Below are 11,677 nucleotides of genomic sequence, written 5' to 3'. Positions count from 1 at the left end.
TCACACCGTCTCCTGAGTCGAACGTTCCGAGGCCAGCAGCCGTCCGGTCCCGCGGCGCGTGGCCAGGTCGACGTCGGCCGTGCAGCGCAGGGGCGTCTCGTCGAGCGTCAGCTCGCCCTCCAGGTGCAGCCGCCCGGTGCCGGCCGTGAAGTCGGCGCCGTCCACGGTGGTGCGGTCGGGGTCGAGGGCGACGTCGAGCGTGGTGTCGCCGCGGGGCCCCTCGAAGGTCAGCGGGACGGTGCGCAGGCGGGTGATGCGGATGCCCAGCTCGGCCGCGGTGAGCCGGTCGTCACCGAGGACGACCGGGCTGTCGGCGGCGCTGAGCCGGGTCACCGGTGGCGTCGTGCGGTCACTCATGCGGTTCCACCCCTCGGGCGAGCTGTTTGCGGTCGACCTTGCCGTTGGGCGTCAACGGCAGCGTGTCCACGGGGATCAGGCGCTTGGGCACCATGTACGCCGGGAGCCGGGCGGCGAGTTCGGCCGTGGCCCGCTCGGCGTCGAAGTCCTCGGCGCACTCGACGAACCCGACGAGCCGGTCGGCGCTCGCCGACCGCACCGGCAGGACGGCCGAGCGGCGCACTCCTGTCACCGCGTCCAGGGCGGCCTCGATCTCGGCCGGTTCGATGCGGTAGCCGCTGATCTTCAGCTGGTCGTCGACCCGGCCGAGGAAGACCAGGCGTCCGTCCGGCGCCACCCGGCCGAGGTCGCCGGTGCGGTACATGCGGGCGCCGGGCCGGTCCGAGAACGGGTCGGGCAGGAAGGCGCGGGCGGTGTGCGCCGGGTCGCCCGCGTATCCGCGCCCGACGCCGGGGCCGCCCAGGTAGATCTCGCCCACGAGTCCCGGCGGCAGCAGTTCCTGCTCCGGTGACAGGACGTAGACAGTGCCGGAGCCGGCCGGGCGGCCCAGGCACACCCGTGCGTCACGGTGCACGTCCGCCTCGACCGAGCCGATGGAGCACTCGGTGGCGCCGTAGATGCTGACGGCGTGCGCCCGCGCCTGCCGCAGCGTGTCCCACAGCTGCGCGCCGGGTTTCTCACCGCCGAAGACGAGCAGCTTCAACGGGGTCTGCAGCAGACCGAATTCCACGAGCAGCACCAGCTGCGAGGGTGCGCAGTCGACGACGTCGAGTTCGGTGCCGGGGGCGCGGGTCAGGAAGCTGCCGGGGTCGCGCCGCTGCATCTCGTCGAAGAGCACGAGACGGTGCCCGAGGGTGATCATGGGCAGCATCTGGTCGATGAACGAGTCGAAGGTGACGGGGGCGGCCCCGCCGACCCGGAGCCCGCTCCCGTCCGGGCTCACGCGCCGGTACACGGGCGCGAGTTGGGTGTGCACGTGCTCGGCCAGGCCCAGGTGGTCGATGAGGACACCCTTGGGGTTTCCGGTGGAGCCCGAGGTGAACACGGCGTAGGCCAGCTGCCGGGGCAGCGGCCGCGCGCAGGCGGGCAGCTCCGCGGGGTCGGTGTCGTCGGTGACCGCGACGACCGGCGGTCCGAGGCGGGCCGCCGCCTCCTGGTGGGCGGCGTCGGCGACGACCAGCCGTACGCCGGCGAGGGCGAACTTCTCCCGCGTACGGCGCTCCGGCTCGCCGGGGTCGACCAGCAGGAAGGCCGCGCCCGCCGCCCAGATCCCCAGCACGGCGGCCACCAGCTCGCCGGTGCGCTCGGTCACGACGGCCACGACGGTTTCGGCACCGGCGCCGCGGGACCTCAGGCGGGCCGCGAGGCGGCGGGCCCGTACGTCCAGGTCGGCGAAGGTCAGCTCGCCGTCGGGAGCTTCGACCGCGATCGCGTCCGGCCACTGCCGGACTGCTGCCGCGAACATCTCCTGCACCGGCACGAACGTGTCGCCCTCGGCATCGGCGCGGCACACCGTGCCGAGCAGCGCCTCGCGGGTGCCCGACGACATCAGGGCGTCCGCCCCCGCGCCGGGGCGGGCGCCGCCCGTCGCGGACAGGGGCAGCACCCCGCTGGCCGCCGCGATCAGATCGCCGAGCAGCGGTTCCGGGTCGGCGGCGAGCCGCCGCGTCGCCCGGTCGAGTACGTCGAGCAGCTCGGCGGCGGCCGGGGCGGACAGGGCCTCGGGCGCCGCGTCGACGACGAACCGCGGTGCGCCGCCCCCTCGCACGCACAGCGTCACCGGTGTCCCCGGCCCGGCCGCGGGGCCCGACGAGACGACGCTGTCGAAGAGTTCGCCGTCGCCGCCGACGGCCCAGCGCCGGATGTCCTCGGGCGCCACGTCGAGGTGGCGCCGCGCCCGGTGCCGCTGGGCGTCCAGCTCCCGCAGCCATACGGGCACCGGGCGCCCGGCGGGCAGCCGTACCCGCAGCGGCACCGCTTCCCCGTCCTCGTCCACGTGGCCGAACACCACGTCGTCGCGGCCCGAGCGCAGGGCGAGGGCCACGGCCCAGACACCGTCGGCCAGCGTGCCGGGAGTGACGTCCCAGCGTTCGGCCGCGGCCGTGAGGCGGGCGGCCCGCTGCGGGTCGAGGGTGAGGGTGTGCTCCACGGGCGCCCCGGCGGTTTGCGCGGCGTCGGCGGGACGGGTCGCGGGGAAGGCGCGTTCGCGGGTGGCGAGTCCGGCGAAGGTGTCCTGCCAGTACCGCTTCGCCGCATCGCGTCCGTCAACGGCTACCGACATGAGCGACCTTTCCTTCCGCGTCGTGGGTGCACCAGTCGTCGAGCGCCTCGTGCAGCGCGGTGAGGGCCCGCCGCATCCGCTCGGCGGGGATGCCGGTGGGGAACCGGATGTGCCCGCGCACCACGGGGACGTAGTTCGCCGAGGTGGTGAGCACCAGGTGGTGCCGTTCCAGGGCGAAGTCGGCGAACCGCTCGATGTCCGCGACGCCCAGATCGAGCCAGAGCTGGGTGCCCCCGGCCGGCAGCGGCTGCGCCCGGCCCGTTGTCCGGGCGTGGTCGAGGGCGGCGGCCCGCCCCGCCCGTACCCCTTCGACCAGCTCGGTGTTGCCGCGGTCGATCGCGGCCACCGCGTCCAGCTGGGCCCGCCCGTTGACGGCCACCGCCTCCCATTCGAGGCGCGGCACGAGCCGGGCGATGTGCTCCTGGGCGGTCACGATCCAGCCCACCCGGTCGCCGGGGCGCCCGTAGTTCTTGGAGACGGAGTTGACGATCGTCAGGCCCCTCTCCTCGACGGCGAGGTCGACGGGGGTGGGGCAGCGGTCGGGGCCGAAGTCGAAGGAGTCGTACACGGCGTCGTAGACCACGTGCACGTCGGGCCGGGCGGCCAGGGCGCGCAGCACTTCGACGTACTCGTGGCGCAGCACCTCGCCGGTCGGGTTGTGCGGCAGGTTGACGTAGACGACGGTCGGCTCGGTGAACTCGCCCTCCAAGAGGGCGAGATCCTGTGCCGTGCCGGTCAGCTGGAGCGCCTTCGCGCGCATTCCGGCCGCCCTCATGCTGTCGTACACCCCGCAGAAGACCGGGGTGGTGTGCACCGCCTTGCGGAATCCGCGTGCGGCCAGGTCGCGCAGGACCAGGCCCACGGCGTGCATCCCGCCCGCGGTGACGAGAACGTGGGACTCGTCGACCAGGCGGCTCGCGGACACCTCGTGCTCCCGCTTGACCAGCGCCTCCGTCAGCCGCGGGTGGCCCTGGGAGGGGGCGTAGCCGAAGGGCGCGCCGGGGTGGTCGGCGTGGGTCGTCGTGGCCTGCGGGGACGCCGTGCTCGGCCACTCGGGCACGTTCTCGACCAGCACGAGCCAGTCCTCGCCGGGCCGTGACTCGGCGATGTTCAGGCGCCGTTGCAGCGCCGAGAGCTGCGGGGTCACGTCGCCTCCCCGTGCCGCTCGCGCAGGCTGCGCGGCCGCATGTCGGTCCACACCTCGGCGACCTTGCCGAGACACTCGTCCCGGGTGCCGCTGTGCCCGGTGGCGTTCCAGCCGGCGGGCAGCGGCCTGCCCTCCTGCCAGATCGAGTACTGCTCCTCGTCGTTGACGACGACCTGGAAGCGTTCCTGCGGCTCGTCTGTCTGCTGCACACCCAGCCCCTTTCCGTCGGCCCTGAGTTCGTCGGCGGTCGTCGGCGCGCGCGCCGACGGGGTACGTCGAGGCGGACGCCGACGGGTTCGTCAGCGGGTCTCGGCACCCTTTGCGGGAAGCGGGCCTCACGCCCGCGCTCACCGGAAGCGGATCTCGCCCTCGGCGGCGTCGAGGATCTTCTCGATCTCGTCGGGGCGTTCGGCCGTCGCGATGATGTGGCCGAGCCGTCCGTAGGCGTCCGTCGCGGGCCGCACCTCGGTGCCCGGCCGTGCTGTCACCGTCACCCGCTCCACCCCGGCGATCGCGGCGGCCCGCTCGACGCCCTCGACGGCGGCGAGCCGCACGGCCTGGTCCGCCATCAGGAAGCGGATGCCGCCCTGCCGGGTGAACTCGGCTTCCAGACGCGGCCGCTGGCCGGTCGCGGCCCGCACCTGCTGTTCCAGCAGCGAGGTGCCGGTGGCGAGCCGGATCATCTCCGGGATCATTCCGCCGGCCAGCCGCGGGTTGACCTCGATGATCACCGGCCCGTCCGGCAGCAGCCGCACCTCGGTGTGGGTGGGTCCGAACCGGATGCCCGCCGCGGTGAGCGCGGCGCGCACGGTGCGCTCCAGGTCGGCGGCGACCGATGCGGCGACCGGCGCCGGGAAGAGGTGCTGCTGCTCGACGAAGTGCGGGGTGCCGGTGACCGTCTTGGCGGTGACGCCGACACAGTGGTGGTGGCCCTCGGTGCTGAACATCTCGACGCTGAACTCCGGCCCGTCGGCGAGCTGTTCGACCAGGGCCGTGCCGGCCATGGGCAGTCCGCGCGCGTTCACCGTCCGCTTCAGGATGTGCGCGACGTGTGCGGTGGCCTGCTCGGCGGTGGTGCAGCGCAGTACGTCGGTGGAGCCGGAGTCGTCGGCGGGCTTGACCACGCACGGCAGGCCCACGTCGGCCACGGCCGCCGCGGTGGCGGCGGCGTCGCGCACCGCCACGAACCGGGGCTGGCGCACCCCCGCCCGGTCCAGAGTCTCGCGCAGCCGTGCCTTGTCCCGGCAGATCCGCACGGCCTCGGGCGGATTGCCGGGAGCGCCCAGCCAGGTGGCGAGTTCGGCGACGGCGGGCACGTAGAAGTCGCTGGTGGTCGTCACTCCGGCGATCTCGTCGCGGCGGAAGCGGGCCTGCACCGTCTCGCGCAGCGCGGGCAGCGTGTTCGTGTCGCACACGATGATCTCGCTGCCGGTGTCGGCCAGTCCCGCGTACCGCTCGGGGTCGTTGGTGAGGAACACCGGGGTGTAGCCCAGCTCGCGGGCCAGGCCCAGGGCGGCCATGCCCGTGCCCGTGGTGTTCGACTCGACGAAGAGAAGGGTGCGCGGGGTGGGCCGGGCGTCCGCGAGCAGGGCCCGCGACCAGGCGTGCACCTCGGTGCCGTACGTGACCTGCGTGGGCTGCTCGGCGCGTTCGAGGCCGGTGAGCCGGTGCTGCTGCCAGTGGTCGTCGCTGTAGACGGTCTCGGCGTAGCGGTCACCGCGGTCGGGGAAGATGCCGACGACGCGGCGGCCCGGCTCGCTGGTACGGGCCAGGTAGCGCAGCACCTGGTAGACCGACCCGGAGGTGTTCCCGGCGAAGATCTGCTGGTCGTGGGCGAGTTCATGGGTCGCGGCGAACGCCTCGTGGTCGTTGAGCCAGTGCACCTCGTCCAGCAGGGACGCGTCGAGGTTGGCGGGCTGCAGGCTGTTGCCGAGGCCGCTCTGCAGTCGTCCGGGCCGGTCGGGCTGGCCGAACAGGGCGCTCCCGACGCAGTCCACGCCGACGACGTACAGGTCGGGGTTGTGGCGGCGCAGCGCGCGGGCCGTGCCGCACAGCGAGCCGCCGCTGCCGACGGAGCCGACCAGTACGTCGACGGTGCCGAGGTCCGTGACGAGTTCCTGGGCGAGTTCACGGTAGGCGCCGGGGTTGTCGGGGTTGCTGTACTGCTGCGGCCAGAACGCGCCGGGCAGATCCGCTCTGAGCTGTTCGAGGCGCTCGATGCGGGCGCTCTGCCAGCCGTGGCTGGACATGCGCTCCACGACGTGGACCTCGCAGCCCAGCGCCCGCAGTTTGGCGAGGGTGATGGTGTCGATCCGCGGGTCGGTGACGATGTGCACCGGGTGTCCCAGGGAGCGTCCGACCAGGGCGATGCCCAGGGCCATCGTCCCCGACGAGCTCTCGATCACGGGGGCGCCCGGCCGCAGCACGCCGAGGCGTCGGGCCTCCAGCAGCATGCTGCGGGCGACCCGGTCCTTCATGGCGAACGGGTTGTGCATCTCCAGCTTGGCGCAGACCTCCACACCGGGGGCGGCGTCCAGCTTCAGTCGCACCAGCGGCGTCGAACCGATCGCGTCGTGCATGGCATCAAAGAACATCGCCGTTCTCCTCGGTCGCGGGGTGCCGCGCGGTCGTGCCGGGCGCGTAGTGGTAGAGGGCGCTGGTACCGCCCAGGCGTGCGCAGTGGCCGCGCAGGTGGACGGTCTTGCTCTCCAGTTCCGGGTCGTCGCCGGCGAGGAGGACACCGAGCATGGTGCCGCTGTGCGCGATGACGACGCCGAGCCCGTCGGCTTCCTCGCAGGCCCGCCGCAACGGCGCGAACGCGGCCCGCGGCCGGGTGCGCACGTGCAGTTCGGCGCTGCGGGTGGCCACGCGGCCCACGGTGCGCAGGTCGTGGGCGGCGACGGCGGCGGTCAGGGTGTCGAGCAACTGCCCGTACTCGGCCCGCGCTCGTGCGGGCACGGGGGTGTCGTGCCGGTTGTAGGTGACGGTGTCGACCTGGCCGCCCTCGTCGTAGCCGACGACCACGAGGCGGGGCAGGTGACCGAGGCGCCGGTGCAGGCGCACCTCGCGGTGCAGGAAGGCCACGATCTCGTCGTGCATGACCCCGTCGGACGGCTCCACCTCGCGCAGCAGCGCTTCGACCGTTGCGGCGGGGAAGGTCACGCCGAAGGCGTCGGCGACCGCGCGCACGGAGGCGACGAGGTCCGCGGACGAGCTGGCGAGGCCCTTGCCCTCGGGCAGTTCGCTGGTGAGCAGCAGTTGTCCGCCGCCGGGCCGGCCGAGCTCCTTGAGCGCGAGTGCGGCCGCGTGTGCCGACTTCTGTTTGCGTGGTGCGTCGACCGTGACGCCGCCGGCGTCGTCGGCGTAGCGGAACCGCGCGGTGCTGCCGGCGGTGATCGGCAGCGTCACGAGGAAGTGCCGGTGATCCGGCAGGACCCCTTGGAGCAGTTCGCCGAAGGTGCCCACCGCCGATCCGCTGCCGACCGGCAAGGCCGCCTGCGCGGCCCAGGTCGTGGCCGGCGGCGCGTGTGCCGTCCCCTCGTCTATCGTGTCCCCCCGCATCCGCTCACTCCGTACTGGTGACGAGGCCGAGGGCCCGGTTCGTCGTCGCCCGGGCGGTGCGCACCGCGTCGGCACGTACCGCCCAGGCGTCGGCCAGAACCTTCGCGTCCTGCTGTTGCGCGGCCAGGACCTCGCCGACCCGGTCGGGGTGGGCGGAGCCGGCCGAGCTCATCCGCCGCAGCGCGCGCCGCACGTCGAAGGCGTCCTGGAGCAGCGCCTCGGCGTCGACGGCGTCGACGGTGTGCCCGTGCCCGGCCGCGATCTCGCGCAGCACGTCCGGGGCGTGTTCCTCGGGGGTGTGCCCGGCGCGCACCGCGGCCAGCACATAGCCTCCGGCGATCACCTGGGCGGTACGCCAGGGGATGCCGTGCCGCAGCGTCAGCTGGTTGGCGAGCGTGAAGCCGCCGAAGAACTCCTTCTCGCAGGCCGCGAGCAGCTTGTCCTCGCGCAGCCGCAGCCCCTCCAGGACGGCCGTGAACAGCCGCAGCACGTCCCGGCCGGTGTCGAAGGCCTGCGCCACGTGCGCGCCCGCCTCCTTGGAGACCTCGACGAGGTTGGTGTACGGGGTGTTGCGCTGGCCCAGCAGCGCGTCCACGTGGAAGGCGGCCAGGTGGGCGGTCTTGCCGCGGATGCGTTCGAGCAGCGGGAAGTTCTTCTTCTGCGGCATGGACGCGGAGATCCCCGACAGCGCGTCGGGCAGGTCGAGGAAGCCGTGCTCGCTGCCGGCCCACATCAGCAGGTCGGTGCAGAACCGGCTCAGCGTGGCGCCGAGCAGCCCCAGTTCGGCGGTGGCCTCCAGGGCCCATTCGCGGGAGGCGACGGCGGTGAGCGCGAGCGGTTCGGGACGCTCGAAGCCCAGCAGGCGGGCGATGCGCTCACGGTCCCAGGCCAGTTCCTGCCCCGACAGGGCGCCCGCGCCGAGCGGGCAGGCGTCGATCGAGTCGTAGGTGAGCAGCAGGCGGCGCGAGCGGCGCAGCAGCCGCTCGTCGAGCGCGGCGAAGTAGAAGCCCGCGCTGATGACCTGCGCCGACTGGAAGTGCGTGTAACCCGGCATCAGGACGTCGACGGACCGCTCGGCGAGGCGGCGGGCCGCGTCGGCGAGGGCGTGCAGCTGCCCGGCGGTCTCCCGCAGGCGCTGCTTGGCGTACATCACCTGCGCGCAGGCCTGGAGGTCGTTGCGGCTGCGGTCCACGTGCCAGACGGGCACGGGTGCCGAGAGGCCCTCGGTGACGGTGCGTTCCAGGGCGAGCGCGATGTCGGACAGGTTCTGCTGCCGGGCCTCCTCGATGCGCTCGGGGGTCACGTCGTCCAGGAGACCGCCGAGGGTGCGGGCCTGCTCGGCGTCGATCAGGTCCATCCTCAGGTACTCGGCGACGATGACCTTCTCGATCGCCACGTAGGAGGGCAACAGGGTGCGCGTCTCGTAGCGGAACTGCGGGTCGAGCACCAACTCCCTCACGAGGGCGCTGGGATCCTCGGTGACCCGGCCGCTCAGCTGTCCGCTCATGCCCGCTCCTCCTCCACCCGGGGTTCGTCCGGCCGGGGTTCCTCTTCGGGCTCGGGGACGCTCTTGACGGTGCGCACGTGCGAGCAGGCCAGCATCACGGGGGCGATGAACATGCCCAGCGAGGCCAGGACGAGCGCGGGCAGGGTGCCCACCAGGGTGCCCAGCAGACCGCCGAGAACGGCTCCGACCGGCATCACGCCCATGACGGCCATGCGGTTGGTCGCGTTCATCCGGCCCTGCAGGGCGTCGGGGGTGATGGCCGAGCGGTAGCTGCGTACGTTGATGCTGTAGACGATGATCATGGCGGCGTCCAGCACGTACATGGCGATCAGCAGCGTCACGGCGGCGGGCACCGGCACCAGCGTGGCGAGCGGTGTCAGCAGCGAGGCGAGACCGGTGAGCGAGGCGGTCAGCACGATCAGCCTGCCCAGGGGGAGCGCCCGGCTCATCGGGGCCGCGATGACGGCGCCGAGCAGTGCGCCGACGCCCGAGGCGGCGAGCACGAGGCCGACCGAGAACGGCGGGATGTCGAGGGTGCGCGTGACGAACACGAGGGAGACGGGCTCCGCGATCGCCATGAAGAAGTTGATGATGAGGGTGGCCAGGATCAGGGTGCGCACCGTGACGTGACCGGTGACGAACTTGATGCCGTCGGCGATGTCCTGCCGTATCGATTGGCTCTGCTCCTGGTCCGCCTCGCCCCCCTCCGCCTCGCCGCCGGCGGGCTTCCGTTCGCCGCGGATCAGCGCGGTGAAGACGGCGGAGAGGCCGAAAAGCACCGTGTTGATGAGCATGGAGGCGGCGCCGGCGAGAAGCTGGAACACCGCGCCGCCCAGCGCACTTCCGGCCACGCTGGCCGAAGAGGCACTCATCTCCAGCTTGCTGTTGCCGTCGATGAGCTCGTCGCGTTTGACGAGGGACGGCAGAATCGCGGAACTTCCGACGTCCGCGACCACGCTGAAGCAACCGACGAGCAACGCGATGACCAACAGGACAGGAACGCTCAGAACGTCAAGCCACGAGGCGGCAGGAAGGCCGAGCAAAAGAAGTGCGCGAGCCGTGTCGCACAGCACGATAATGGCCCGCTTCGGTTTTCTGTCGAGCCAGACACCGGCGAAGAGACTCACAAAGAGATATGGCACGTGGCCCGCCGCCGAAAGCAGACCCATTTCGAATACGGAAGCATCCAGGGAAACCGCGGCGAGGAGCGGGAAAATAACCGCCACCATATTCGCCGCGAACATCGACGATGTCTGGCCGAGCCAGAGGTTCCTGAAGTCCCGGTGCCGCCAAAGACCGGATGGCATGAAGGTACCTGTCCCCAATTTCAGGTGTTACTGGCCGCGTACCAGGTAACCCAATTCGAGCCCTGTCGAGTCGACTTCCGGGGACGTCGTCAGACATTCAACGATGTGCCCGCCCGCTTCCGCGATGAGCTCGTCCCAGAAGGCGCGCGTCTCCAGCCGCTGCTCGGTGATCTGGTGCAGGAAGTAGTACGGGTTGTAGTACGCGTTGCCCAGGCCGTGCCGCAGTACCGCGGGGTCCAGGGGCCGGTGGTCGACCTCGACGACGGCGAGGTGGGCGCCGGGCGTGTGCGTGAGCGCGGTGCGGACCACCTCGACGGTGGCGTCCCGCCCCTTCTGCTCCAGGACCTCCTGCAAGGAGAAGGCCGTGACGAAGCACGGGGTGGGACCGGCCTCCGGCCTGACCTGCGCCATGTAGTCCTCGGCCGTCGCGTTCACGAAACCGACCTGGTCGGACAGGCCGCGCTCGGCGGCCGCGCGGCGGGCGTTGTCGATGCTGCCCGGGTGCGGGTCCACGCCGATACCGGGGCGGCCGCCCTCGCACAGGTCGAGCAGGAACGTGCCGTCGCCGCATCCCAGATCCACCACGGCGCTCGGGGGCTCGGGCAGCCGGTCGATGAGGCGCTTGACCAGCGGAATGGCGTCGTAGCGGCTCATCCCGCAGCTGCCGAGTCCGACCATGGTGCCGTTGCGCGAGGCGAAGCGGGTGCGGTCGGCCATGACCTCGGGCAGTTCCCGCAGGGTGGCGCCGTACCCGCCGATCAGAAGCTCGTACCAGGGGCGGAATTCCAGGAATTCACGGCCCTTGGCGGTGATGGCCGGCGACCCTTCCGAGTCGGTGACCACCCCTTCACCTTCCAGGTAGCGCAACAATCCGGTCAGCCGCTCGGGTGCGAGGGCCAGGTCTTTGGCGAGCTGCTCCACATCCGTCGGGGAGGCTTCACCGAGTTTGCTCAGAAGTCCGCTGGTCATGGCGAACTCAAGACATTGCGCCAGAAAGAAACCCCTGATCGGCTGGATCGCAGTGATCAGGCGCTGCTCGAAATCCTGCTCCATGGTCTCGCTTCGCTCTAGTCGTTACAAGGCACGCACGACAGAGGTCCGGGCAGGCTGAGTTTCCCCATGACATTCCCCCGGAAATCCCCCGAAATAGGGAGAGTGGTCACTCTCCCGCACTCGCTCAAGCGTAGACACTGTAACCGGAATATTCTCAAGGTCACCAGGCTTGACATCATCCACAGGCTTTGCTAGGCCAAATATAGTCGGCTGCGGTCCGACTCGTCTGCCTTATCCCGTCGTCGGATTATGGGCGATTTCGTCGCCTCTGCGGGTGCCGCCGGCACCACCACTGCGAAGGCCCATTCCGGATGGCCTCGGCTCAGTGACATCGAGTTCCCCGGCGACGACCCGCTGCCCAGCGGCGCCCCGCTCACCAGTAACAGCGCGGACTCGATGACCGTCTCCCCCTCCACAACGGCCGATACTGAGCGGTAATGTCGCCCACCGCCGGACAGCACGAG

9 protein-coding genes are annotated in these 11,677 nt (G+C 71.8%); all 9 read right to left on the bottom strand.

All coding sequences use genetic code 11. The annotated features are described in order from the left end of the window. The 9 genes from ABFX81_RS12095 to ABFX81_RS12055 all read right to left on the bottom strand — a co-directional run bounded on the left by ABFX81_RS12095 (position 1) and on the right by ABFX81_RS12055 (position 11,213). On the bottom strand, positions 1-357 hold the full coding sequence (locus ABFX81_RS12095) for a hypothetical protein (RefSeq protein WP_346138037.1): 357 nt from the start codon (positions 355-357) through the stop codon (positions 1-3). Beyond that, positions 350-2,638, bottom strand: coding sequence for an amino acid adenylation domain-containing protein (locus tag ABFX81_RS12090; RefSeq protein WP_086855035.1), 2,289 nt, complete (start codon positions 2,636-2,638; stop codon positions 350-352). Before ABFX81_RS12090 ends, ABFX81_RS12095 begins: the two co-directional genes overlap by 8 nt. Continuing rightward, positions 2,622-3,785 carry a beta-methylarginine biosynthesis bifunctional aminotransferase gene (locus ABFX81_RS12085; protein WP_086855038.1) on the bottom strand — a complete coding sequence of 388 codons (1,164 nt, stop codon included), beginning with the start codon at positions 3,783-3,785 and terminating at the stop codon, positions 2,622-2,624. The genes ABFX81_RS12090 and ABFX81_RS12085 overlap by 17 nt, the downstream gene beginning before the upstream one ends. Further along, on the bottom strand, positions 3,782-3,994 hold the full coding sequence (locus ABFX81_RS12080) for an MbtH family NRPS accessory protein (RefSeq protein WP_086855034.1): 213 nt from the start codon (positions 3,992-3,994) through the stop codon (positions 3,782-3,784). The genes ABFX81_RS12085 and ABFX81_RS12080 overlap by 4 nt, the downstream gene beginning before the upstream one ends. Positions 3,995-4,132: 138 nt before the next feature. Further along, on the bottom strand, positions 4,133-6,379 hold the full coding sequence (locus ABFX81_RS12075) for a pyridoxal-phosphate dependent enzyme (protein WP_086855033.1): 2,247 nt from the start codon (positions 6,377-6,379) through the stop codon (positions 4,133-4,135). After that, positions 6,369-7,346, bottom strand: a complete 978-nt coding sequence (locus tag ABFX81_RS12070; RefSeq protein ID WP_086855032.1) for a GHMP family kinase ATP-binding protein — start codon at positions 7,344-7,346, stop codon at positions 6,369-6,371. The genes ABFX81_RS12075 and ABFX81_RS12070 overlap by 11 nt, the downstream gene beginning before the upstream one ends. Positions 7,347-7,350: 4 nt before the next feature. Continuing rightward, positions 7,351-8,853, bottom strand: coding sequence for an argininosuccinate lyase (locus ABFX81_RS12065; protein ID WP_346138036.1), 1,503 nt, complete (start codon positions 8,851-8,853; stop codon positions 7,351-7,353). Then, the gene (locus ABFX81_RS12060; protein WP_086855031.1) at positions 8,850-10,160 is read right to left on the bottom strand and encodes an MFS transporter; all 1,311 of its coding nucleotides are present in this window, start codon (positions 10,158-10,160) and stop codon (positions 8,850-8,852) included. Before ABFX81_RS12060 ends, ABFX81_RS12065 begins: the two co-directional genes overlap by 4 nt. Before the next feature lie 27 nt (positions 10,161-10,187). Then, positions 10,188-11,213: a 2-ketoarginine methyltransferase gene (locus tag ABFX81_RS12055; protein ID WP_086855030.1), complete on the bottom strand. Its 1,026-nt coding sequence runs from the start codon at positions 11,211-11,213 to the stop codon at positions 10,188-10,190. Between the last annotated feature and the right edge of the window lie 464 nt (positions 11,214-11,677).

This window comes from Streptomyces coeruleofuscus, from assembly GCF_039532725.1.
Taxonomy (GTDB): domain Bacteria; phylum Actinomycetota; class Actinomycetes; order Streptomycetales; family Streptomycetaceae; genus Streptomyces; species Streptomyces coeruleofuscus.
The sequence above is the reverse complement of the archived record's forward strand: the minus strand, read 5'-3'. Positions and strand labels throughout refer to the sequence as shown.